The 23,678-nt window shown below is 39.4% G+C and carries 20 protein-coding genes, 1 tRNA gene and 1 pseudogene; 13 read left to right on the top strand and 9 right to left on the bottom strand.

Features of this window, described 5'->3' with window-relative positions; genetic code table 11:
- Positions 1–34 precede the first annotated feature (34 nt).
- On the bottom strand, positions 35–1,273 hold the full coding sequence (locus ACZ1G6_RS08995) for a saccharopine dehydrogenase family protein (RefSeq protein WP_472616008.1): 1,239 nt from the start codon (positions 1,271–1,273) through the stop codon (positions 35–37).
- A 98-nt stretch (positions 1,274–1,371) separates the two neighbouring features.
- Here ACZ1G6_RS08995 and miaE point away from each other — a divergent pair, with 98 nt between their 5' ends.
- Genes miaE through ACZ1G6_RS08980 form a run of 3 tightly spaced genes read left to right on the top strand, consistent with a single transcriptional unit; the run spans position 1,372 to position 4,742 of the window.
- Positions 1,372–2,151 carry a tRNA isopentenyl-2-thiomethyl-A-37 hydroxylase MiaE gene (gene miaE, locus ACZ1G6_RS08990; RefSeq protein ID WP_472616007.1) on the top strand — a complete coding sequence of 260 codons (780 nt, stop codon included), beginning with the start codon at positions 1,372–1,374 and terminating at the stop codon, positions 2,149–2,151.
- Between the two features lie 36 nt (positions 2,152–2,187).
- Entirely contained in the window at positions 2,188–2,817 is a 630-nt protein-coding gene (locus ACZ1G6_RS08985; protein WP_472616006.1) for a hypothetical protein, read from the top strand.
- Complete coding sequence (locus tag ACZ1G6_RS08980) at positions 2,817–4,742, top strand: DUF3857 domain-containing protein (protein WP_472616005.1); 1,926 nt, start codon at positions 2,817–2,819, stop codon at positions 4,740–4,742. Before ACZ1G6_RS08985 ends, ACZ1G6_RS08980 begins: the two co-directional genes overlap by 1 nt.
- A 7-nt stretch (positions 4,743–4,749) precedes the next feature.
- On the opposite strand, the gene ACZ1G6_RS08975 is transcribed toward ACZ1G6_RS08980, so the two are convergent.
- Both ACZ1G6_RS08975 and ACZ1G6_RS08970 read right to left on the bottom strand, forming a co-directional pair.
- Entirely contained in the window at positions 4,750–5,493 is a 744-nt protein-coding gene (locus tag ACZ1G6_RS08975; RefSeq protein ID WP_472616004.1) for a UDP-2,3-diacylglucosamine diphosphatase, read from the bottom strand.
- Between the two features lie 20 nt (positions 5,494–5,513).
- Positions 5,514–6,011: a peptidylprolyl isomerase gene (locus ACZ1G6_RS08970; protein ID WP_472616003.1), complete on the bottom strand. Its 498-nt coding sequence runs from the start codon at positions 6,009–6,011 to the stop codon at positions 5,514–5,516.
- A gap of 145 nt (positions 6,012–6,156) precedes the next feature.
- On the opposite strand from ACZ1G6_RS08970, the gene cysS reads away from it, so the two are divergent.
- Complete coding sequence (cysS, locus tag ACZ1G6_RS08965; protein ID WP_472616002.1) at positions 6,157–7,536, top strand: cysteine--tRNA ligase; 1,380 nt, start codon at positions 6,157–6,159, stop codon at positions 7,534–7,536.
- Between the two features lie 136 nt (positions 7,537–7,672).
- Here cysS and ACZ1G6_RS08960 read toward each other — a convergent pair whose 3' ends face one another.
- On the bottom strand, positions 7,673–9,247 hold the full coding sequence (locus ACZ1G6_RS08960; RefSeq protein ID WP_472616001.1) for a transglycosylase SLT domain-containing protein: 1,575 nt from the start codon (positions 9,245–9,247) through the stop codon (positions 7,673–7,675).
- A 55-nt stretch (positions 9,248–9,302) separates the two neighbouring features.
- Positions 9,303–10,109: a hydroxyacylglutathione hydrolase gene (gloB, locus tag ACZ1G6_RS08955; protein WP_472616000.1), complete on the bottom strand. Its 807-nt coding sequence runs from the start codon at positions 10,107–10,109 to the stop codon at positions 9,303–9,305.
- 123 nt (positions 10,110–10,232) lie between these two features.
- Between gloB and ACZ1G6_RS08950 the strand changes: the two genes are divergently transcribed.
- Positions 10,233–10,985, top strand: a complete 753-nt coding sequence (locus ACZ1G6_RS08950; RefSeq protein WP_472615999.1) for a methyltransferase domain-containing protein — start codon at positions 10,233–10,235, stop codon at positions 10,983–10,985.
- Between the two features lie 25 nt (positions 10,986–11,010).
- On the opposite strand, the pseudogene metG reads toward ACZ1G6_RS08950, so the two are convergent.
- Positions 11,011–13,059 (bottom strand): annotated as a pseudogene (gene metG / locus ACZ1G6_RS08945) (methionine--tRNA ligase).
- A 228-nt stretch (positions 13,060–13,287) separates the two neighbouring features.
- Here metG and ACZ1G6_RS08940 point away from each other — a divergent pair.
- From ACZ1G6_RS08940 to ACZ1G6_RS08915, 6 genes are all read left to right on the top strand, one after another.
- Positions 13,288–14,031, top strand: a complete 744-nt coding sequence (locus ACZ1G6_RS08940) for a P-loop NTPase (protein WP_472615998.1) — start codon at positions 13,288–13,290, stop codon at positions 14,029–14,031.
- 2 nt (positions 14,032–14,033) lie between these two features.
- Complete coding sequence (locus tag ACZ1G6_RS08935; protein ID WP_472615997.1) at positions 14,034–14,465, top strand: P-loop NTPase; 432 nt, start codon at positions 14,034–14,036, stop codon at positions 14,463–14,465.
- Positions 14,466–14,493: 28 nt separating this feature from the next.
- Positions 14,494–15,084: a dCTP deaminase gene (gene dcd / locus ACZ1G6_RS08930; protein WP_472615996.1), complete on the top strand. Its 591-nt coding sequence runs from the start codon at positions 14,494–14,496 to the stop codon at positions 15,082–15,084.
- A gap of 32 nt (positions 15,085–15,116) precedes the next feature.
- The gene (locus ACZ1G6_RS08925; protein WP_472615995.1) at positions 15,117–16,103 is read left to right on the top strand and encodes a metallophosphoesterase; all 987 of its coding nucleotides are present in this window, start codon (positions 15,117–15,119) and stop codon (positions 16,101–16,103) included.
- A gap of 26 nt (positions 16,104–16,129) precedes the next feature.
- Positions 16,130–16,206, top strand: a tRNA-Pro gene (locus ACZ1G6_RS08920).
- A gap of 154 nt (positions 16,207–16,360) precedes the next feature.
- Positions 16,361–17,215 (top strand): PA4780 family RIO1-like protein kinase, encoded by an 855-nt coding sequence (locus ACZ1G6_RS08915; protein ID WP_472615994.1) that lies wholly within the window; start codon positions 16,361–16,363, stop codon positions 17,213–17,215.
- 52 nt (positions 17,216–17,267) lie between these two features.
- Here ACZ1G6_RS08915 and ACZ1G6_RS08910 read toward each other — a convergent pair whose 3' ends face one another.
- Positions 17,268–19,499: a winged helix-turn-helix domain-containing tetratricopeptide repeat protein gene (locus tag ACZ1G6_RS08910; RefSeq protein WP_472615993.1), complete on the bottom strand. Its 2,232-nt coding sequence runs from the start codon at positions 19,497–19,499 to the stop codon at positions 17,268–17,270.
- A 205-nt stretch (positions 19,500–19,704) separates the two neighbouring features.
- Between ACZ1G6_RS08910 and ACZ1G6_RS08905 the strand changes: the two genes are divergently transcribed.
- Entirely contained in the window at positions 19,705–20,340 is a 636-nt protein-coding gene (locus ACZ1G6_RS08905; RefSeq protein ID WP_472615992.1) for a hypothetical protein, read from the top strand.
- A 257-nt stretch (positions 20,341–20,597) separates the two neighbouring features.
- Positions 20,598–21,008 (top strand): DUF4136 domain-containing protein, encoded by a 411-nt coding sequence (locus tag ACZ1G6_RS08900; RefSeq protein WP_472615991.1) that lies wholly within the window; start codon positions 20,598–20,600, stop codon positions 21,006–21,008.
- A 112-nt stretch (positions 21,009–21,120) separates the two neighbouring features.
- Here ACZ1G6_RS08900 and ACZ1G6_RS08895 read toward each other — a convergent pair whose 3' ends face one another.
- On the bottom strand, positions 21,121–22,737 hold the full coding sequence (locus ACZ1G6_RS08895; RefSeq protein ID WP_472615990.1) for a hypothetical protein: 1,617 nt from the start codon (positions 22,735–22,737) through the stop codon (positions 21,121–21,123).
- Between the two features lie 310 nt (positions 22,738–23,047).
- Positions 23,048–23,464: a hypothetical protein gene (locus ACZ1G6_RS08890; protein ID WP_472615989.1), complete on the bottom strand. Its 417-nt coding sequence runs from the start codon at positions 23,462–23,464 to the stop codon at positions 23,048–23,050.
- Positions 23,465–23,678: the final 214 nt, after the last annotated feature.

Genomic DNA, 23,678 nt, shown 5'->3' with positions numbered 1-23,678 from the left:
CGACACACCTTAGGATATATGTAACAGTGTGTAACTAATCGCTAACGACTTCAAATTTTAGGCCTGCATGTGCTTCAAGCCTTTTCATTAAGGGGCTTGCCATGCAAGATGCGGGAGTCCAACTACCACCTTGTGTCGCTAATTCGTCTTTGGCTAAACAAAGCGCCACTTGTGATAAAAGTTTTGCCGTTGAGCCATAATAAGGGTCACGGTCACCAACAACTTTGGTCACTAATTCTTTTTTCCAAGATTTGTCGTTTGGATTGTCAATAGTGCCGTAAAACCGCATATCATACATACCATTTAATTGCTCTTCTTTATCTGGGCCTTCCCCTGGTTTTGGAAGTAAATGTTTAGCCATTAGATCACGCAAAAACGGAACGGTAGCTGCAAGCATAAACGCGCCCAAGCCAAGAGTCATCGACCATGCCTGAAAGCCATTTTTTGCGCTCATAGCTTCATCATATAAAAAATCTTCGCCGTATGAGTTATCAGTCAGTGCGTTAGTTCTATGCACAATTTTTTCATTGATAGCCGCCATAATAAAAGGCATAGTCCATTTTTTAAGGTTGCCATCATACTCAGCTTTTTTATGGTTCTTTTGACGTTTAGTAAAACCGTGAGAAACAGGGCAAAGCACATATGGATTAACCAATAATTTGCGTAATTCAGGTTTTTCATTGGCTTCTTTAACAACATTGAGCATACTTGCAATAGTGCCGCCTGAAGCCGCTCCTTTTATACGATGAACACGCATTTTTATTTGCGAGCAAGGCTGTTGAGATATTGACTTAGCATGTTGTTGAAAATGGTACACACCTAAATCAGATGGAATACTATCAAAGCCTGAACAGTGAACAATTCGAGCACCAGAGGCTTTTGCATCATCTTCATACTTTTCTAGCATTAGCTTGATCCATTGAGGCTCGCCAGTCAGATCACAGTAATCAGTTCCCGACTGCGCACAAACTTTGACTAAAGTTTCGCCATAAAGGGCATAAGGCCCAACGGTGGTAACTATTACCTTAGTAAGTTCGCATAGTTCTTTTAACTTTGTTTCATCGTCAGCTTGGGCAATGAAATGGTCTATATCATTCAATTTATACTTAGCTTTAAGTGTCAGTAACTTATCTTCATTGCGACCAGCAATTGCCCAGTTAAACGTTTCAGAGCCTTGTTGTTGATACGCCGAAAGATACTCAAGCATTATTTCACCCACAAAAGAACTGGCACCGTATAATATGAAATCATATTGAGTTGGTGTATCGGACATATCAGTTTCCTCTTATCGTTATTGTTGTTTGCAGAGAGCTTGCAATAAAGTCTGGCGAAAATATAATAACCGTAAAGCATTACGTAAAGAAGTATAAATTGTTTCACTCTGATTTGCTCGACCCAATACACAATTTCCTGATGTGTCAAACACCCGATGAATGGTTACAAGAGGCAAGTAAACCAGCAAACTTACCTGTTTTATTAACCGATCACCTAATATGTGAGTTAAAAGCAGCGCAAACCGCGATGCTGTTATTGAGACGATATGCCGTGGATAAACAAAGCAATGAAGCTTTGTTAGCATGGTTAAAACCGTTTGAGGACTTTGCATATCGTAAACAAGGAGATGGTAATTTTACGGAGCATTTCGCACTGTCCAAAAAACTGATTGGAAAATCCACGTTTGAACATGGTGATGAGTTGATTAACAAAATGGTGTTATTGATTAAAGAAGAGCTACATCATTTTAGTCAAGTATGGGACATCATGCAGGCCAGAAATATACCCTACGAAAACGTGTCGGCATCTCGCTATGCCAGAGGGATGATGAAGCACGTTCGATCTCATGAGCCTGCACGTTTGATTGATACGCTTATTTGTGGTGCTTATATAGAGGCGCGCTCATGCGAAAGATTTGCTAAGATATCCCCCTTGCTTGATCCTGAACTTGAACGTTTTTATGTTTCTTTGTTACGCAGTGAAGCTAGACACTTTCAAGATTATCTGTCGCTAGCTAGACGCATCGCTGGTGTTGATATTCAAGATAGAATTACACTTTTTGGTGAGCATGAGGCATTATTGATTAGTTCACCCGACAAAGATTTTAAATTTCATAGCGGTCTACCAAAAACCATAAGCGCAAAAAGTGCTGCATAAATAACGACCAAGTTTGCCTAAAAGGAGTTTACAAACGTGTTTAAAACACAACAAAATTTTCAGTTTAAAACCTATTCTTTAAAAGTATGGGTGTTACTGTTAGTAGGATTATTCAGTCAAGGTTCTTTTGCCCTTCAAGACAATTACCCGTCAAACCACGTGGTCAAGAACACACCACATCACTTCCAAATTACCTTAAGCGATAATGTATGGAAGGATGCTGATATAGGTACTTTTTCTGATGGCTCGGCCGAGCTTGAACTTGCCGGCTATGGTGTCGATGGGCGTTTGATGATTTTCATCCATGAGGGTGTTGATACGATATCTGATTATACTCAATGGCGTATAGGACAGTCAGTTGAAGATATCAATCGAGCAAAGTGTACCGAGTCACGCAAATTTATTCACGATAGCCTTTGGCTTTCTGTTGTTGTTATTTGTGAAGGGCGAGCGTTCGGTCAGCCTGCGATTGATGCATATCATTATGTTCAAGTAGAAGATAGAAAATTTGTAGAACTATATGCAAATTACACTGCTAGTCGAGTCGATTTTCAAAAGAACGAATCAGGCTTTCTGGAAACTGTCGAAAGTCTGACTTGGTTAGAAAATGTGCTCCCTGAGAAGTCAGATAGGACTACAAACAGCAAGCAAGGAAGTAAAGGTTAATGACACTAATAAATAAAGCTATTTATGCGGGGATATTCTCGATTTTTGCGTGTTTATTTGTAGGACATGCACAAGCGAATTCTGCTAATGATGAACTTAATGAGCGACAGCAACAACTATTAAAACGTCTAGAACAGTTTGCCAATTCAAAAGAAGATATGTCTGAGCAAACACTACTGCCAATAAGGTTGTCAAAGCATGTAGATATTTCGTTTGAAAACGATACGGCAATTCTATCGGTTCAAGATATTTGGTTTTATCCAAGTAAAAAGGCGGTCCAGGATTATGCTTACGAATCGATTTATTTTGATGCTCATTCAGACCAAGTTGTTGATATCGCGGCTGTTACTATTCGTGACGATGGCAAGGTAAATTGGTTTGATAACGATAATATAAAAACAATAGATGATGATACCTACGATGTTTTCACGGAAAGTAAGCGACATGTAATTAATTATCCAGGAGTGTTTGAAGGAAGCTTTACGGGATTAAGCTATCAAATTCGTACGGATATCACAAAGCTTGAGACATATTGGTCGAGAGGCATTTTTATACAAAATTACTTTGAGCAAAAAGAATTTTCCATCACCGTCAATACAAATGGGACGCGCGATATTTTTTATCATAATCCATCCGAGTTGTTAAAATGTGAAGAAACCTCACAACGCATCGAATGCAAAGCCAATAATGTCCCTAAAATTGAGTATGGCGACAATATGTTTTTTAAAGACGAATCGCCTCAATTTAAAATAAGTCACGCAAAAGAGTGGTCCGCTATAAAAAATAGTGTGCTAGACGGTTTTACAAAAGCACAACAAGATAGCGACAAGTTAAAAGGGTTTATGCAAAATTTGATTAAACCAAACATGAATACTGAAGAAGTAATTGATGTCATTCACAGCTTTGTTTCTAGAGATATTCGTTATGTTTCGATGTCAGAAGCAGGTAATGCCATTACACCGCACTCTATAAATGAAACCTTAGATAATCGCTATGGTGATTGTAAAGACAAGACTGCATTACTCCTTGAAATGCTAGAACGTGCCGACATCGACGCCTGGCCTGTACTAATAGCAACAGATAGACGCAATTTAAACAATTTGACTACACCTAGCGCATCGTATTTTAATCATGTAATTGCGTGTTTTAAATTTGACGAACAAAATTATTGTATAGATGCTACTGACCCAAGCAGTGATTGGCGCTATACCTCTAGTTGGAATCAAGGAAAAGTTTCTTTGCCGCTAACTGAAAGCGGACTGCCCGAAAACATGGAGCATACCCAATATAAATGGGATTTAGAGAGTCGAAGTAGCATAGCAATTCTTGCTACGGGCGGACAAACTGAAAAGCAGAATGTTAAATTCAAAGATGAATACGCTGCATTTTGGCGAAGTCGACTTGATGGTTTAAGCGATAAAGAGCTAGAGGAATGGGGGGTAGAGTTTTTTCAAAGTATTATTTCACAAAATACGACGCCTTCGGTTTCGGTAAAAGGTATTGGGAACTTAAGTACTGATATCGTGTTTAATTCTCAGGCACAGTACGAGCCTTATCTTGATCTAGAAGAAGATCTAGACGCATTTGAATACGAGCCATGGATTGTTAGTGAATTAAATTCAATTGAATTTAACAATAAAGACTATGTCACATACTTCCCTGGGATTTCATTACGTTCTACGGTAAGTATAGATGTTGCCGACCTGTGGAAGCTGACAAGCTTTCCTGCAGAACTTCGTCTAGAAACACAATATGGTAGTTTGTTGCGAGAAATCGTGTTCAGGCAAAATAACAAGTTTGAGATTTTTACCAGCTTGAAAATGCCTGCAACTGAGCTAGCACCATCGCAGTTAAAGCAATTTAATGACACCTTAGCTAAATTTAAAGAGCAATCCGATATTCATTTTTCTGGAGTATTGAATTAAAGGGATCTTATTGCTCTGAGAATTTTCTTGTTTGCAAATCGAGCGTGTGAGGAGTGACTACTAGCACGCTACCTTGCGTATACCAATCACCTAGCACGACACGAGTCATTGTTTGTGCTTGGTGTTTATTGGTTAGCTTAAATTGATGAATCTTAGGTCGATGAGTATGCCCATGTATAAATAAATCGACGTTATGTTTGCGCATTGATTTTTCAACCTCAGATTGTGTGACATCCATAATGTCCGACGCAAGCTGCATCTGATTGTTTTTACTTTTTATGCGGCCATTATTTGCGATACGTTTTCGCATACTCAACGGCAAAGACAGCATAAGCTTTGGCCACCACCAACCTCTGGCTTTTTTACGAAACTTCATATATTCGATGTCACGCGTACACAATTCATCACCATGAGATATGAGTGTTTTGCGTCCATAGAGGTTGATCACGTATTGCTCTGGCAACAAGCTTATTCCTGTATCTTGAGCAAAGCGTTTACCAATCGCAAAATCTCTATTGCCATGTATGAAAAAAGTAGGGACGTCTTTACTTAAGACTGAAAGTGCCTTAGCAATCGTTTCATTAAAGTGGGTTTTGTTGTCATCGCCAATCCATACTTCAAATAAATCCCCTAAAATATAAACTTCATCTGCTAGAGGGGCTTCGTTTATTAAAAACTGCAAAAAGCACTGAGCGATGTCATCTCGCTCAGGACTTAAATGCAAATCTGAAATAAAGAGTGTTTTAGACAAAATATGTAATGATTGGCTAACTAGGCTTCAGCGCGAGTCGCTGATTCAATGATAACATCTTCAACAGGGACATCTTGATGCATTCCTGCATTGCCCGTATCGACGCCTTTGATTGCTTCAACTACGTCCATACCTTCAACCACTTCAGCAAATACACAATAACCATATCCATGAGCATTAGCGGCGCTAAAATCTAAAAAATCGTTGTCTTTTACGTTGATAAAAAACTGACACGTTGCAGAATGTGGATCATTGGTTCTAGCCATCGCTAGGGTACCGGTTTTGTTACTCAATCCATTATCGGCTTCGTTTTCAATGGTGTCTTTAGTATCTTTTTGTTGTAGACCGGGCTCAAAGCCGCCACCTTGAATCATAAAGTTGCTAATGACTCTGTGAAAAATAGTGTTGTCATAAAATCCATCATCGACATAAGATAAAAAGTTAGCGACAGTCTTGGGCGCTTCTTTTTCAAATAGTTTTACTTTTATTTCGCCAAAATTTGTTTTGATTACAACCATTATGGATCCTTTGTGTTATCGATTTTGTGTTAGGGTTTTAATTGTATAAATTAACTCGCGTGTAATGGTAGCTCAAATCCCCTATAAGATGCTAGAATTTGCCCACATTTTTCGCGCGACTTCTAAAAGGTAAGACAAAATACACATGTTACATATATTCGATACGCTATCTCGCAAAAAACAAGCTTTTACTCCTTTAAAAAAAGGAAAGGTTGGCATCTATGTTTGTGGCATAACGGTATATGATTTATGTCACATGGGACATGCAAGAACCTACTTAAGTTTTGATATTGTTGTTCGCTACCTCCGTCATTTAGGGTATGAGGTAAACTATGTGCGCAATATTACCGATGTTGATGATAAAATTATAGCGCGAGCTAAGCAAAACAATGAAACGCCGCAAGCATTGACCGAGCGTACCATTGCTCAGATGCATGCAGATTTCGCTGCACTTAACTTAACCGAACCCGATATTGAGCCAAAAGTGACTGGCCATATACCCGAGATCATCGATGTCATTGAGCGGCTTATTGCAAAAGGGCATGCTTATCAATCTACTACGGGTGATGTTTTGTTTAAAGTAGATTCATTTGAAAAATATGGTGAATTAAGTCAGCAAGATCTATCACAATTATCTTCTGGGATACGTGTTCAAACTACCAGTGATAAAGAAGATCCATTAGATTTTGTATTATGGAAAATGGCTAAACCTAACGAAATAAGTTGGTCGTCTCCATGGGGAGAAGGCAGGCAAGGTTGGCACATTGAATGTTCAGCGATGAATCACAAGCATCTTGGTGAGCATTTTGATATTCATGGTGGTGGCTCTGATCTTATATTTCCGCATCATGAAAATGAAGTGGCGCAATCATGTTGTGCGTTTGATACTGAATATGTCAATACATGGATGCATGCAGGGATGGTACAAATAGATAATGAAAAAATGTCTAAGTCCTTGGGCAATTTTTTCACACTTCGAGATGTCTTAGAAAAACACGATGCGGAGACTTTACGGTTCTTTCTAATGTCTGCTCATTACCGTAGCCAGTTGAGCTATTCTCAAGACAATATTACTCAAGCCAGAGCAAGCTTAGAAAGATTATATAACGCGATACGCAGCGCAAAGCCCGATATGAACGTAGCGATTGATCATGGTGGTTATTTATCAAAATTTGAAGCCGCTATGAATGATGATTTCAATATGCCAATTGCAGTTTCTGTGCTGTTTGAAATTGCCAAAGACTTAAATAGTCTTAGTCAAGAGGCACAGGAGGCTAGTCGTTTATCTGGATTATTAGTAAAGCTTGGTGCGATCTTAGGTATATTGCAAACAAATCCTGATGATTTCTTCAAAGGGGAAGTAGATGACGCTTTCGTTGAAAAAGTTGAATCGCTGATTGCAAAAAGAATTGAAGCTCGAAATAACAAAGATTGGGCCAGCGCTGATGTTATTCGTGACGAGCTTAATACTTTGGGAGTCGTGTTAGAAGAAAGTAAAGCAGGGACAAAGTGGCGTAAATTGTAGTTCCTGCTTGGGTGACGTGACGCGATTAAGTGCGTGTCACGTCAACATTTATTCGTATTTTTTGACCTATAGTTGCAAATAATCACCTTTATTAAGCTTGTTCCATTTCGTCAATTCTGACACTTTTACCTTAAATTTACTTGCAATTCTTGCTAATGAGTCGCCATTTCGCACTGTATATACGACTCGCCTTAGTGGTATTAACACTGTCAACTGTTTGACTACCATTACTTTGCCAAATTACTAGCGTTTTACCCACCTTAAGGGGGTCCGTTGGCGCCATATTATTCCATTTGGCCAAGGCTCTTACATCGACCTTGTTGGCCATGGCTATGTCCCACAAAGTATCGCCCGTTTCGACTTTATGTGTTGACCTAGTTCCAGACCTTTGGCGCGCCTTATTAGCAGCAATTCGTTGATCCAAGGATAAACTATACTGTGACAAATCATTTGATGCGACAGGTACTAATAGAAAATCATTTGCGCGTATAAGATTGTTTTTTAGATTATTAATGTTTTTGATGACATCGACGCTACTGCTATAATTTTGAGCGATGACTCCAAGACTTTCGCCACTTTTGACTTTATGTCTGACCCATTTTAAACGATCTTTTTGAGATGTTTGTGTGAGGGCGACAGTAAATTTTTCTGAGTTCTCAATAGGCAATAACAATTGATGAGGACCGTCGGGATCGGTCGCCCAACGATTAAAACCAGGGTTGAGTGCCTGTAATTCCGCTGTTGTTAAGCCCGCCATTTCAGCTGCTAATGCTAAGTCTATTTGGGACTGAGTTTCAACAATCTCTAATACGGCCTGATTAGGAATTGCAGGCCATGCGAAACCATATGCTTCGTGTTTGGTAAGAATATCGCTAAGCGCAAGTAATTTGGGGACATAAGCTCTAGTTTCTCTTGGCAGGGACAATGACCAAAAATCAGTCGGCTTACCTTGTTGCTTGTTTTTCTTTATTGCTCTTTTGACTCGGCCTTCACCACTATTATACGCAGCCAATGCATGTAGCCAATTGCCATCAAAAAAACGGTGTAAATATTGTAGGTAAGCAATTGCGCCTTCGGTAGAAGCAATCACGTCACGTCTGCCGTCATACCACCAGTTTTGCTTCATACCAAAGCGTTTTCCAGTACTAGGAATAAATTGCCACATACCTGATGCTCTGCCATGGCCATACGCAAACGGATCAAATCCGCTTTCTACAATTGGCAATAAAGCAAGTTCCAAAGGCATGTTTTCTGCTTTCAACCGTTGCACAATGTAATGTAAAAAAGGTTGTGCGCGTGTGGATACGCGTTTCATATATGCTGGGTGTTTAAGATACCAGTTTATTTGAGCTTGTAGGCGTTTGTTGTTTTCAGGTATGTCAAAACTAAAATCTCGGGCAATATCCTCCCAAATGTTGTCGTACGGCTTTTGTTCTTCAATAGGAGGCAGCACGTTTTGTAAATCAACTTCCTCTACAGGATGAATAAGCTGAGCAACACCCTCTTGCTGATGCTCATCCCCTTTGTCCAATACATCACAGCTTTCACCTAGAGTATCTAATGTGCATTGCTGGGCAGCATTGTCCAAACTTGACGGAAAAGTATCTTGAGCAACTTCATAAGACGGCTGTATCGTTACTACATTCTCAGGGTTTTGTGTCAATGAACAAGCGCTAAGAAAAAACAGAAAAAATAAAACGAGGTACTTCATGGAAACCTATTTAATATTATGAATGCGCGCAGATTTTACTTTATTTACTCCTGAATTAAAAATCGTCTTTTAATTGGCGTAACTTTGCAAATGTTTGCACTTCAAGCTTTGCATCATCAGCAATTAATGCTGAAGACGGCAAGCAAGTTTGTTGTATTGAATTTATGTGACAACGCAAAAATGGATTAATTTCACGTTCGTGCGAAATAGTAGACGGTAAGGTAATTTCATTGCGACTTCTAAGCATGTTAACCCTATTGGCATAATCAGATAATTCTAAATTACTGGGTTCTATAGATAGTGCGAAGGATAAATTTGCTTGGGTATATTCATGGGTGCAATATACTTTTGTGGATGCAGGTAGGTCACTAAGCTTTTGCAATGATTGATAAAACATATCTGGGGTTCCCTCAAACATTCTGCCACACCCTCCGGAAAACAGGGTGTCGCCACAAAATAGCATGTCTTCATTATAAAACGCGATATGATCGAGCGTATGACCGGGCGTCTCTAGTACCTCAAAACGAATATTAAGCTCAGGTATTACCAGCGTTTGCCCTTGAGTAACCCGATCAGATATATCCTTAATTTTGGGGTTTTCAGGGCCATAAACCCGAATGTCCGGGTAGTGCTCTAAGAGCGATTTGACACCGCCAGTGTGATCCCAGTGATGATGTGTGATCAAAATAGTGCATAATGTTAACTTATGATCTTGTAGGTAGCTTAACACGACTTCAGCGTCGCCTGGGTCAACAACAACGGCATCTGTATTGTTATGTAGGCACCATATATAGTTATCTGAAAATGCGGGGATCCCAAATACATGCAGCGTATTCAAAAAATGCTCCTGATTGTTGATCATGACTATATGATGTATTTTATATGAATGTAATGCGAGGTACAGTGGAATTTAAGCATAAGCTTGCATAAAGTAAATAGTATCCATAAAAATAAATGAAACATCATAATATAGGTAGCGAAATGCATGGCTGACGCCAAAAGCGCTGATAAAATACATTACCCAAAGCAGTGGAAGGAGCTTAGCCAAGGTGACCTTGCTTGCGAGGAGCTAGAAAAAGCCTTACAACCTTTGATGGAGCGAGTCTTTGGATATTATTTGGTCAAATTAGGTAGTTTAAGTACTCAAGTGGCACTAAAAGAATGCAAAATCAAACGTCAGTTTTCGTGCGCACCACATGCAAATAAACATAATGATATTTGCGCATTGTCGGCTCAGTTGCCTTTTCAAAATAACAGTGTCGATGCATTTGTCTTATTGGGCGAGCTTGATTTTGCACAAGACCCACATCAAATTGTGAGAGAAATAGACCGTGCTTTGACGGCCAATGGCCATCTAATTATCGCGGGGTATAATCCTTTTAGTATTGCAGGCTTAATGAAATACCTACCCATCAACCCTAAAAACATTCTGCACCAAGGCCGGTTTTTCACAAGTGCAAGAATAAAGGATTGGTTGCATCTTTTAGAGTTTGAAGTCGTTGTGCAAGAGCACATCATGTACTCTTCGTTGTTCATGTCAAGGTTCTTTGGCGCTAATAGTCGTATTCAACGACTATTAAAACGTTATTTACCTTGGTTTTCGTCTATGTATATTATTGTCGCAAGAAAAAGAGAAATACCCATCACTCCAATCAAAACCACTTGGAAGCTCAAGCCTAAATTTAGCGCCAGACCGACTGCTGGCACGGCAACAGTCGTTAATTCAAAATCGAAATAGTACTAGTAAGTCAAGATTATCGTGATTATTTGACACGCATACCTTAGCAGGGCACCATCATGAGGTTCAAGAAGATATAAGTCTTTACCACTAAGGTCCAGCTGCTAGCACCATCCCTTCTGACACGCCAAAACGCATCTTACGCGGCGCTAGGTTTGCGACCATTACGGTATGTTTGCCAATTAAGTCTTCTGGTTGATATGCTGATTTTATACCCGCAAATACTTGCTTGGTTTGATTACCAATATCAAGCTCCAGCCTTAACAGTTTATCTGCTTTTTCGACCGCTTCAGCATTCACTATTTTGGCGATTCTTAAATCAATTTTGGCAAAATCGTCAAAATTGATGGTGTCGGCTAAATCTTCAATATCGTTTTTATTAGCGCTTGGTTTAGCTTCTTTGTCGGGCTTTGCAGTACTTGCTTTTAAGTTGTCTTTAGATGCTTCAATCATCGCATTCACCTTGTCTGAATCAACTCGCTGTAACAATGCTTTAAATTTATTAATGCGGTGCCCTAATTTTACATCTTGTGCACTGTCCCAAGTAAATTCATCATTTAAGAATGTTTGTGTGTCCCTAGAGAGCGTTGGCAAAACAGGCGTTAGATATACCATTAACACTCTAAACAGGTGGATGCCTAATGAGCATACATCGTGCGTCAAATCATGTTTGTCGGCGTCTTTGATAGTTACCCAAGGCGCTTGTGCATCAATGTATTGATTTGCTTTATCCGCTAAGGTCATGATGTCACGAATCGCTTTGTGGTATTGACGCGACTCTAGACTTTGTGCAATTGCTTCGCTTGCGTCTTGAAACTCTTGAAGCAATTGAGGGTTTTCAATTCTATTTGATAAAGTTCCATCAAATTTTTTGCTAATAAACCCAGCACATCTTGAAGCAATGTTGACTACTTTACCAACAAGATCAGCATTTACTTTTTGAACGAAGTCTTCAAAGTTTAAATCGATGTCGGTAACACTATCATTTAGTTTGCTAGCAAAATAATATCGCAAATATTCGGGGTTGAGGTGTTCTAAATATGTCCTGGCCTTGATAAATGTCCCTCTAGATTTAGACATTTTAGCGCCGTTTACCGTAACAAAACCATGTATGTTAACACCGGTAGGCTTGCGAAACCCTGCACCTTCGAGCATTGCTGGCCAAAACAAACAGTGAAAATAAGTAATATCTTTACCAATAAAGTGATAAAGCTCCGTATCGTTTCCAGTTTCCCAAAATTCGCTGTCATTGATACCGTGCTTGTCAGCATAGTTTTTAAAACTAGCCATGTAACCAACTGGCGCGTCTACCCAAACATAGAAGAATTTACCAGAGCGCGTTTGGAATTTCAAAACCAAAATAGGGTGCATCACGACTGATATCCCATTGTTGCAATCCTTGTTCAAACCATTCTTCAAGTTTGTTGGCCATTTCATTTTTAATAGCCCCTGAACGAATCCATTCTTTTAACATACTTTCAAACTTAGGCAAGTCAAAAAAGAAGTGCTCAGAGTCTTTTAATACAGGGGTTGCGCCTGAAACAACAGACCGAGGGTTCTGAACTTCGGTAGGAGAATAGGTAGCCCCACAACTATCACAACTATCACCGTTTTGGTCTTCAGCACCACATTTAGGGCAAGTACCTTTAACAAATCTATCTGGCAAAAACATTTGTTTTTCTGGGTCAAAAAGCTGGTTAATTGTTTTCTTAGAAATGTAGCCATTTGCATTAAGCTTATGATAAATGTCTTCACAAAAGGCTTTGTTTTCAGGCGAATGGGTGACGTAATAATTGTTATAATCAACTAAGAAGTCTTGTAAATCTTGATGATGCTCTTGACGGGTTTGGTCGACCATTTGCTCTGGTGTTATACCAAGCTCTTGTGCTTTTAGCATCACGGGTGTGCCATGCGCATCATCAGCACAGACACTGTAACACTGATGGCCACGGAGTCTCTGAAAGCGCACCCAAATATCCGTCTGGATATGTTCTAGCAAATGACCTAAATGAATAGAACCATTGGCATAAGGTAGAGCGCTGGTAACCAGCATGCGGCGCTTTTCAGAATTCATATATGTATTGACCTTTATCTTTTAATGATTGCAAATACCGCTATACTGCAGTGGTAAAACACACGCTAAATATTACGGATTAGTTTTCAGCCAAGAATGGTAGCCGAAACTCATATTATTTGCACCTTGAATTAGGCATAATACACACAAAGATTGATGCAGCTACGCACAAATTATCATCAAATATGAATAATCGCAGGTTTATATAATTATTCTTTTAGGATCAGTATGTTTTTTTCGTCAAATAAAACAACAAAAGTCTCCAAAATGGAAGTCGGCAGCAAGATAAAGACTGAAAATCAAGCAAAGGCTATAAAACCCATCTTGACTAAGATGCTCAAAGCTAAACTAGGGGTAAGTGAAGACGTAGTAAAAGCCATTGAATATCGTTTTCAGTTTAATGAAAGTGAGTTATGTGAAAACCTATGTATTGTTTTTCCAATGGTGCTTAATTCTTTGTGGCCAGCCTTGAGCGAAGAATTAAGATCAATACTACAAAAGAGTGAGATTAACCTTTCCAATATCTTTGAGCTTACACATACTTATAATATTCCTATTTTTGATGCAAAACCGCCGTTGGTAAAAAATGTTAAAAACATTATCGCGATATCGTCGGGTAAAGGCGGTGTTGGAAAATCGGCAAGTGCGTTAAATATGGCCATAGCACTGGGGAAAGAAGGTGCCCGAGTTGGTATTTTAGACGCTGATATTTATGGGCCTTCAATTCCTATAATGATGGGTAAACAAGATGCTACGCCTCATAGCAGTGATAATAAACATATGAGTCCAATCGCAGGGCATGATATTGTGTCAAACTCTATTGGTTATCTTGTTAAAAATGATCATGCGTCAATTTGGCGTGGACCAATGGCCAGTAAAGCCCTGAATCAATTGGTTAATGAGACAATTTGGCCGATGCTTGATTATTTGATTGTTGATATGCCGCTGCAGGCACCGGCGACATTCAGCTAACTATGTGTCAACAGCTACCCTTAACTGCAGCGGTTGTCGTAACAACGCCTCAGGATATCGCTTTATCTGACGCTGCAAAGGGCATTTCAATGTTCGAAAAACTCGATATTCCGGTATTAGGTATTATCGAAAACATGAGTTATTTTGAATGTAGCTATTGTCATAATAAAACAGCGATATTTTCTGAAAGAGGCGCCCAGAAACTTTCAGATAAATATCAATTGCCGCTACTGGCTCAGGTACCGCTTGATCCAATTATTCGAGAATATGCAGATACGGGGCAATCGTTATTACACTTGCAGGCTCAGCATCCAATAACAAGTATCTACAAACAAGCCGCAATTGATATGTCTGTTGCGTTGTATGATAAAACTACAATTATGCAAACAGCGGCAAACTTAGCCGGTTCAATTGAAATTACAAAATTAGACTAGTACCAACTTAGAGTAGTGAAAAAACATTATGCGTTTATGCGATAAAGATATTAAGGAATACCTCAAACGAGGCGATGTTGTAATCTCACCAATGCCCCATGATGATAATATAAGTGGCGTAACGGTAGATGTAACATTGGGAAACAAATTCAGGGTTTTTGAAGATCACCAAGCTCCTTTTATTGACTTAAGTGGTCCGAAACACGAAGTTCAAGCGGCCCTTGATAATGTTATGAGTGATGAGATTGAAATTGCACATGACAAAACGTTTTTCTTACATCCTGGTGAATTGGCTATTGCGGTCACTCACGAATCAATTACTTTGCCAGCAAACATGGTTGGTTGGCTAGATGGCCGTTCGTCGCTTGCACGCTTAGGTCTAATGGTGCACGTAACTGCTCATAGAATTGATCCTGGTTGGTCAGGAAATATCGTTTTAGAGTTCTTTAACTCAGGGAAGTTACCTTTAGCTCTAAAGCCGGGCATGAAAATAGGGGCATTAAGTTTTGAAGTATTGTCTGATTATGCTCAAAAGCCATATAACTCGCGCGAAGATGCAAAATATCGCAACCAAGATGGCGCGGTCGCCAGCAGAATTGGTTCAGATGATAAAGCATAATATGTTGTCTGTTAAGGAGAAATCTTAAGCATATGCATACCTTACGAAGTGTATTGCAGGCCAATGAACATTTTGATTTTGTTGGCGATATTCATGGGCATAGCCAATCATTTATCGATTTATTGATTAAAATGGACTACCAAGAAATCGATGGCGTATGGCAGCACAAATCACGTGTGTTGGTCTCGGTCGGTGACATTATTGATAGAGGCCCAGGGCAAGTCGAGATTGTTGATATCTTGAAAAAAATGCATGAGGCTGGCAAAGCACTCATTATTATGGGTAATCATGAATTCTATGCAATTGCATGGCATCAAAAAGACAATCAAGGCAGGCCATTACGACCGCATACACCTAAAAATCTCAAAGAACACGAGGCTTTTTTACAGCAAACCAAATCTAACGAAGCATGGTATCTTGACACTATTGAATGGCTGAAAACGCTGCCTCTTTTTATTGATGATGCTCGCTTTCGTTGCGTGCACGCCGCGTGGGATAATCATACAGTTAAGACCCTTTCAAAGTATGCTGATGGAGATGCGGTTTTATTGGATAGCTTTTGGCAATCACCACAAAGCATTACTAAAGAATGCTTGGGTGCACTTGAGTATTGTTTAAATGGAAGTAAGTTTGACTTACCTAAAGGAAGTAGTTTTACTGATTCAGGTGGTCGAGTTCGTAAAAAGGCACGGCTTAAGTGGTGGGACTTGCCAGAGCAAACTACCTATAAAAATGCGTGTACTTCTGTCCCCAATATTGATGAAATACCCGACACTCCTGTAAGTTTGCCTTTAATACCGGATATTAGTGGTAATGCCCCTATATTTTTTGGGCATTATTGGATGCAAGGACAACCCAGACTAATGAGTAAAAATATAGCCTGTTTAGATTGGTCTGTCGTTATTCCTCAAGGCGTTTTATGTGCATATCGTTTTGATGGTGAACAAGAACTAGACGAAGGCAAACTTATATGGGTAAATTCGAGCGAATATTCCAAGAAAACAGTGGATTTCAATTGATAAATCAATATAATGCTTGGCTCGGTCGGTGTGTGGCGCAGCTTGGTAGCGCACTGTCATGGGGTGTCAGGGGTCGGAGGTTCAAATCCTCTCACACCGACCATTACTCTGATGCTAAAACGCTAATTGTATTTACTTCGACAATATTTAATTAGTATGGTGTTCCAAACTCTCACCATGTCACAGCATTACCACACCAAGAAGTCCTTTCTCAGCGCTTTAATGTTATTTCTTTTATTTCAAGGTGTAACTCTTGTATGAAAATACCTAAACGTTTATTGCCTTTAGTGGAAGATGGCTTAGTAGATGAAGTACATTACCAATTGATGAGTGGTAAAGAAGCGACGGTATATGTGGTGCTCAGCCAAGGTGAAATCCGCTGTGCTAAAGTCTATAAGGATTCGATGCAGCGAAGCTTTAAAAAGGCAGCGCAGTATCAAGAGGGCCGCAAGACCAAAAATAGTCGGCGCGCCAGAGCCATGGAGAAAGGTTCAAATTTTGGTCGTAAACAACAAGAAGAGGCTTGGCAAAATGCTGAAGTAGACGCACTGTTTACTTTGAGCAAAGCAGGTGTGCGCGTTCCTCAGCCTTTTGGTTGCTATGATGGTGTCTTGTTAATGGAGCTTGTGACCAATGAGGAAGGAGAGGTCGCGCCTAGATTAAATGACGTAGCGATGTCTGCTGAGCAAGCCTTAGAAGATCATGCTCAAGTCATGTTTTATGTCATGCTAATGCTTTGTGCAGGGCTTATTCATGGGGATTTATCGGAATTTAATGTGTTGGTAGACGATTACGGCCCAGTAATAATCGATTTACCCCAGGCGGTGAATGCCGCAGCCAATAATAACGCGTTTAGTATGTTAAAGCGTGATATCGATAATATGACTGACTACTACGCACAATATGCTCCTGAGTTAAAACAAACCCATTATGCCGAAGAAATGTGGGCGCTGTTTGAAAGCGGTAAACTTACCCCCGATTCCGATCTTACAGGTCATTTTGAGTTTGACCAAAGCGAAGCCGATGTCGATACGGTACTTGAAGAAATTAAAGCGGCATTCGCAGAAGAGCAAGCCCGCTTAGCGCGTATTCGTGGTGATGATGAAGATTGAGTAAACATTTATCAAACATCAATTCTATAGATAACTAAAGTTTTAATTATGCCTATTGTAGTTTTACAGACTTGTAGATTGGATCTTTTGCAAACATCCAAGCAATGTTAGCGTCTTGTTCGACGATATTGTTTACAATATCTGTGGCTATGTCTAATTCGTTATTTAGGATGTGGTAGTGCCCTTTAACTAATTCGAATCCAGGGGCCAATACATTATTTTTTGGTAGTAGCATCAGTCTTTCTTCTAACGCATTTCGGTGAAATATAAACTTTTCATTGCGGGACATCTGTTTATAACAAAATGCCAAAGCAGCGCGGTAGGAAAGTGCATTTAACCACACGCTATAATTGTCAAAGTAATAGGGTTGGTGTTGCAACAGTGTTTCTAGATTTTTGATAGCGCTTGGGCAATCATTATTAAGGTAATTTGCATAAGATAAAGAAGCATGTGTCTTTATGTTTTTTCTGGTTTCTAGCGCTGTTGTCAGTTGTGTTATCCAAGCTGACAAATTGTCTTGTTTCCATGCTACAAGGCTAGCGTCTACTACCCCATTTGCTGCAAAGCTATTGTCTTCAAATACAGCCAAATATTTTTTTTGTGCAAGTTGTGTGTCGTTTTTCCACAATGAATGCCATGCACTGACAACTTTATACCAATATTCGCTTGGTTTCGATACTTGTGTCAGCGTATTGAAGGTGTCTTCTGCGCGCTCGTTTAAATTACTTAAACGTTGAACATAAGCTTGACCAGCAAGGCAGTCAGTAGATTTTGGTAAAAGCAACGTACACTTTTGATAGTGAGCCAATGCCTCATCGAGTCTTCCCAAATTTACCAATATGCTACCGATCGCCCAATGAGCAGGTACTGATCTTGGAGATAAGGTGAGTGCCTGCTCATAAAAAGAAAGTGATTCATCAAACCTCGCTGATTGTCGCAGTAAGTTTGCGTAGTTTAAAACAGCAACATATAGATTTGGGTCGATATCTATGGCAGTAAGATAGTATTTTTCGGATTCTTGATAGTTGCCTTTATTTTGATAGTAGGTTCCTAATATAGAGTTAGACAAAGCATGCTCTGGATCAATGCTAAGTGCACTCTGGATGGATTCGTATGCTAGTGCCAATGATTTTTCCCAGTCCATTGCGCGCTTTTTTCCCATCTGCATATAATTATATGCCAAGCCTACATGGGCTTCTAAATATTCAGGAGCGACTTGGGTGGCAAATAGAAATTCATCAATTGCAAGAGCATAAGACTCAGTTGTGCCTTGAGCGTTCAGCTTTTTGGCTCTAAGCACGTGTAAATATGCCTCGCGAGCAATTGCACCGTTCTCCAGTGCCATACGCGTGTCAAGACTTTGCAGGCTATCACCAATATAAGCGGTGAGGGACTGCGCGATATCAGATTGAGATTGAAGTATTGAACTAGAGTTTGCAGTAAATACCTTTGTCCACAACAAATTGCCAGTTTTACCATCAATTAGGCGCGATGTAACGCGCATAATGTCGTGTTCAGTTCTTACAGAGCTTTCGACTAAATAGTCAACATCCAAATTTTCAGCAATCTTTTGTGCACTTAAGGACTTATCCGTGATAGTGAACACTGTAGAGCGGGAAACAACTTGAAGTTGCGTAGATTCTGACAGCTGATAAATTGCTTCTTCCACTAGACCGTTAGCAAAGTCTTGTGCATCTGTTTGTGAATCTAAAATGTCAATTGGCAGTATCGCTACTGTTAGGGCTTGTAAGGGCTTATGCGACCAAATGTAAGCCGCTGTGATAATGGCGACTAAGAATATAGATAATACTATTGGAAGCTTTATTCGCGACCAGCTGTTAGTTTGTTGCTTATTTTCACTAATAGCGCTTGTAGCTTGCGCATCATCAGTTTTTGGGGGAGGTGGTTTGAATATGATTGCACTGTCTGTCGCACTGTTTGATGTACTTTGATTTTGACTTAGGCTAAGTCGTTTGGCTTGTATGACTAAATGATACCCTTTTTTTGGACGTGTTTTGATGTAGGCGTCATTCTTTTGCTTGTCATTATTACGTAAGTGTTTTCTTAACAAAGCAACTAAGTTGTTAAGGACTTGCTCGGTAACATATCGCTCATCCCACACGGCTTTTAATATCTGTTCACGAGAAACAAGCTTGCCATTTGCTTGGATAAGAAGCATTAATAAATCCATGCATTTTGGTTCGATATTCTTACTGGTATCGTCGTTTGAGATTACACATGTGGCGGGGTCAATGATCCAATCTCCCAGCTGATATTTATACATTACTTACCAACATTCTTTCCTTGTATTTTAATAATTACGCTACACCTTTCGAAAATTAAATTCAAGCAATGTCTTCTAAGAAAAAATTTGCAACATTGATATATAATTAACTATGAAAACATATGAAAAATATATGTTTCTTAGTAATTTATAGATGTTACTCAATACTATGTAGGTTCTAATAATATAAATGGAACTTACTATCATGATTCGTAAATTAATGAGCTCTATCCTAACGGCATGCTTTGCACTAAGTGTTTCGCTTAATGTCCACGCTGAACTTATCGGTGGAGTGGATTTTCCAAATGGTCAAATTTCTTTTGCAGACAGCTTTTCGCAATACAACACAGGTATTCAAGCCCCAAACATTGCTGTACAAACGCCCGAATATACTATTGGTCAACCAGATAATATTGGCGTATCGCTAGGTCGCGGTGGCTCGATTGTACTGGAGTTTATTGATAATTTGCTGACAGGAAGTGGCGATAACAAGTTAGACCTATGGATTTTCGAAATTGGGCCCGATGTAGAGGATACGTTTGTTGAAGTAAGCGCAGATGGCGTAAACTGGACATCAGTGGGCAAAGTATTTGGCGCAACTTCCGGCATCGACATAGATGCGTTTGGATTTTCCGTTTCTTCAATTTTAAAGTTTGTGCGTTTGACTGACGACCCTAATGAAGGACAACGAACGGGATTTTATGTCGGTGCTGATATTGACGCGGTTGGTGCAATCTCGACTATTATTGCACCAGATCCAGACACCGTTAATGCGCCAAGTGTATTTGCATTATTTGGATTAGCAATGTTCGCTTGTGTTCGTAAACGGTGGTTAAATTAAATAGGAATAAAGTAAGCTTAGTGACAATAAACCTAGCAGCAAAGCTAGGTTTATTATTTCTTCACTATTAACTGCATGCATATTAGTTCACGTCACAGATTTGTTTTGAGCTTCAAAATATCGATATACTGACAAAACGTGGTAGTCTATTCATAAATAAAACTTAAGTTTAGACGCACACTTGATGAAGTACATAATAAATGATTTATGTTAGAGCGATTACAATAAGTGTCTTGTTGTGTTTATTAGTGGCATGTATGAGCACAGACAGTCCTAAAAAATTCGATCCTACTGTATACGATACATTCTCGTGGTCAAATGATTCAATTGACGTGCTGATGGGACAATACCAAGTACCTCAAACAACAATCAGCAAATTATATTTGTTCACTAAGAACAAATTGCTAGAAAAAGGTTACCGCTACACTCAGAAGGGCGGAGACTTTAACGTTGCTTTTGTAATTGGTACGACAGAAAACGACTATAATTCTAGTCTTGTTCCTGCGGATGGTTTTTTACAAATCAGAATATTTGACGCAAATTCTAATCAAGTTGTTTGGCAAGTTTATGGAAAGAAAACCTTAACTTCTAATGAAGTAGGCGGTGATGATAGTGACCTTCAATTTGATATCGAATCAATTTTATTTTCACTCCCTGACGCTAGGTAAGGCCTGAAACTTATATTTGTAATGCAAAGTGTTAAGTGTAGTTTAAGCAAAAGTAACATTTCGAGCTAGATAACATCCTTGCTATTTAGCCCAGAACTACTTGTTCGTTATTTTATTGTGGGGGGATTAGTTTGCATAGTCGCAGGTAGACATCTGCTACAATCAATTGTGTGTATTTTGCAAAATGAAAGCTGTAATAACCACTTGGACACTGTTTTAAATCACCTTTGTCTTTGTCTCGGTCAAGCTTTGATAAATCAAGACCGGCAATGCCGCTAGCGGGCAATGCAACGCAAGTTTGAGTGCCACATGCCTGTATTTGTACTAGATTGTTGAAATGACCAACTTCCTCTTTTATTGATACGGTCACTTTATAGAAGCTACCGTCTTCCTCTTCTGGTGCTAAAACAGTATAAACATTGCCACGCCGACTGACACAGTCTTGTGCTTCTCCCATTGATAAGTCAGTCCATGTTGTGACTCTAATGGCACCTAAATCATCATTGTCAGACATAGAGTCCTCTTCCAGAAGTTGGATGATTGCACCTTGCTCACGGCTAAATAGATGCTTGGTTTTAGGCTCGGCTATACTGCCTTTGCGCATTTCTTTGGCTGTAGACCACAATTGTCTGCCATCAACGCTAACTAATAAATCATCGACTTCGCTTACCTTATCTTCAAACCAATCATTTACTGAATCAGAAACAGCAGCCCATTGTTTGATAGTGCCATTGTTGCCTTCTAAATCGTCTATTCTTCCCATCAATAAAGCTTCTATTGCGGTCTGGGACCTTTGTACTGCGCAATTACCTCTGTATTTACCTTGTTTGTACTCGTTGTATCCTGCTTTTAAAATCGTTTCGGCTCCATTTTTGGCCATATCAATTAAAAACTTACGCGTGATTGTTTCTGCCATAACAGATCCACTAACAGCTGCACTATAACCGCCAGTTGCCATTGATGATATTGCGCCTACTGTAAGGCTAAAACCAGCTCTACCAGCTGTATCTAGCCCACCAGCCGTTTTAAGCGTCTCTATGCTTTCGATTGTTAGCTCGTCAATTGGCCCTGATGGAATATGTTGGAAAGCGCGCTCAACGGTATAGACTTTTTTACTGGTTTTTTTCGATTTAAGGGGGCGATAAAAAATTTCATTTTTAGCAAGGTCAATTCGAATTTCTCCATATTGATCTTGCAAATAAATCGCGTTTTTATCTCTGCCTGTTTCCGTATATAGTTTGTGACTTTTATTATCGCTGCTCCACTCCTCCCACGCGCGATATTCAGTATGGGAATTACCCGTAGTCGTGTAGTTTGACTTGTCGATATATCTACCTTTGTCATACCTTATAAAGGTAGCATTGTACGCACTGGCACTTTGAGATGATTGATTTGAATCTGCCGAGAGTATTTTTTTAGCTTCTAGCGTTTTTCCATGTTTATCTTTATAAGAATACAGTTTTTTGTGTAAATCTAAGATCACTCTGTAGTCACCTGACATTAAGTACACACTGTGTTCGTCTCTACTGACCTCTTTGTATACATGTGCAGATTTATTTTTCCGAGCGTATTTCCAGCTTAACCAAACTTTATTTTCTTTTTGTACCCATTCGCCAGTTTGATGTTTAACTGAGACGACATTAAATCCATTTACATTAGGGTCGATTGCATGTGAGTGAAATGCAATCACGAACAATATTAACGTGTATAACGAAGGTTTAATTATCATTTTTTATTACCTAGTTGATGGCCAACTATGGCTTGATTTCAAGCCGATTTGTGGCCATTTTTGTAAAGTGCGCATATGTCGCGCGGTTAGTCATTTACACTTTTCTGCACATATTCCAAACCTTCAACAAAGTCTGGAAAGTGTTTTAATATATGGAATAGCCCGAACACAATTGCACCATGGTGAGCACCAAAGGATAGATCATTTATTTCACGCCAAGGCTTCAGTAAAACCAGAGATTAAAAAGATGAAGCCTACTAATAGATTGACCAAAGGTTTGTTTGTGACATAGCGCAAAGCTCGAAGTAATTTAGTTATCATTATCGAGCTCAGGACTATTAGCTTGTGAGTCATCTTCGTCTAGCCATTGAGCACTATCAGATTCATCACTAGTTGTTGAGTTTTTTGAGATGCCTTGCACCGAACTCAAAAAAGCGGTGTATATAGCGATTGTTGTTTCTTGGTCTGCGTTTATGTTAGCGCTTAGTTCACAAGCGCGATACATCAGCTCTCGAGTAAGAAGCACAGTTTCGGTTCGCCCGCCTAAATTTAAAGCAGTTTGTTTCTCACCTCCATCAAGACTGATGTCGTTGCCTGTAGGTATTGAAGCACTTACTTGATCATTTTGCTGGACAGTAAAGTCTGGATCAGGCGCTCTACAATGTCTCTCATCTGAATTCTCGGGACTAAAATAGACTTCTCTATAGGCCGCTGGAATAAGCTCCACGTTAACGCCTTTGCGTTCCTCTATTTGTTTTACTTGTGTACTATAGTGCCATTGAGGAACAACCACCTGTCAATAATAAACAGCTCAATACCATTACCATAGGTGCTATTTTTGTAATCTTATCCATGACAAACTCGAATCAATTTGAATGAAAACTAATGTAAAATAAAGTCCTTTGCGGATATATAAAACAAGGGTCTGGGATAAATACAGA

The sequence above is a fragment of the Glaciecola sp. HA4-3 genome, assembly GCF_055693685.1.
This window is presented reverse-complemented; position numbering and strand designations above follow the sequence as displayed.

Coding starts and splice junctions, on each gene's coding strand:
- ACZ1G6_RS08995 (WP_472616008.1), bottom strand. CDS start 1,273: ATGTCCGATACACCAACTCAATATGATTTCATATTATACGGTGCCAGT.
- ACZ1G6_RS08980 (WP_472616005.1), top strand. CDS start 2,817: ATGACACTAATAAATAAAGCTATTTATGCGGGGATATTCTCGATTTTT.
- ACZ1G6_RS08970 (WP_472616003.1), bottom strand. CDS start 6,011: ATGGTTGTAATCAAAACAAATTTTGGCGAAATAAAAGTAAAACTATTT.
- cysS (WP_472616002.1), top strand. CDS start 6,157: ATGTTACATATATTCGATACGCTATCTCGCAAAAAACAAGCTTTTACT.
- ACZ1G6_RS08960 (WP_472616001.1), bottom strand. CDS start 9,247: ATGAAGTACCTCGTTTTATTTTTTCTGTTTTTTCTTAGCGCTTGTTCA.
- gloB (WP_472616000.1), bottom strand. CDS start 10,109: ATGATCAACAATCAGGAGCATTTTTTGAATACGCTGCATGTATTTGGG.
- ACZ1G6_RS08950 (WP_472615999.1), top strand. CDS start 10,233: ATGGCTGACGCCAAAAGCGCTGATAAAATACATTACCCAAAGCAGTGG.
- ACZ1G6_RS08940 (WP_472615998.1), top strand. CDS start 13,288: ATGTTTTTTTCGTCAAATAAAACAACAAAAGTCTCCAAAATGGAAGTC.
- ACZ1G6_RS08935 (WP_472615997.1), top strand. CDS start 14,034: ATGTGTCAACAGCTACCCTTAACTGCAGCGGTTGTCGTAACAACGCCT.
- dcd (WP_472615996.1), top strand. CDS start 14,494: ATGCGTTTATGCGATAAAGATATTAAGGAATACCTCAAACGAGGCGAT.
- ACZ1G6_RS08925 (WP_472615995.1), top strand. CDS start 15,117: ATGCATACCTTACGAAGTGTATTGCAGGCCAATGAACATTTTGATTTT.
- ACZ1G6_RS08915 (WP_472615994.1), top strand. CDS start 16,361: ATGAAAATACCTAAACGTTTATTGCCTTTAGTGGAAGATGGCTTAGTA.
- ACZ1G6_RS08910 (WP_472615993.1), bottom strand. CDS start 19,499: ATGTATAAATATCAGCTGGGAGATTGGATCATTGACCCCGCCACATGT.
- ACZ1G6_RS08905 (WP_472615992.1), top strand. CDS start 19,705: ATGATTCGTAAATTAATGAGCTCTATCCTAACGGCATGCTTTGCACTA.
- ACZ1G6_RS08900 (WP_472615991.1), top strand. CDS start 20,598: ATGAGCACAGACAGTCCTAAAAAATTCGATCCTACTGTATACGATACA.
- ACZ1G6_RS08895 (WP_472615990.1), bottom strand. CDS start 22,737: ATGATAATTAAACCTTCGTTATACACGTTAATATTGTTCGTGATTGCA.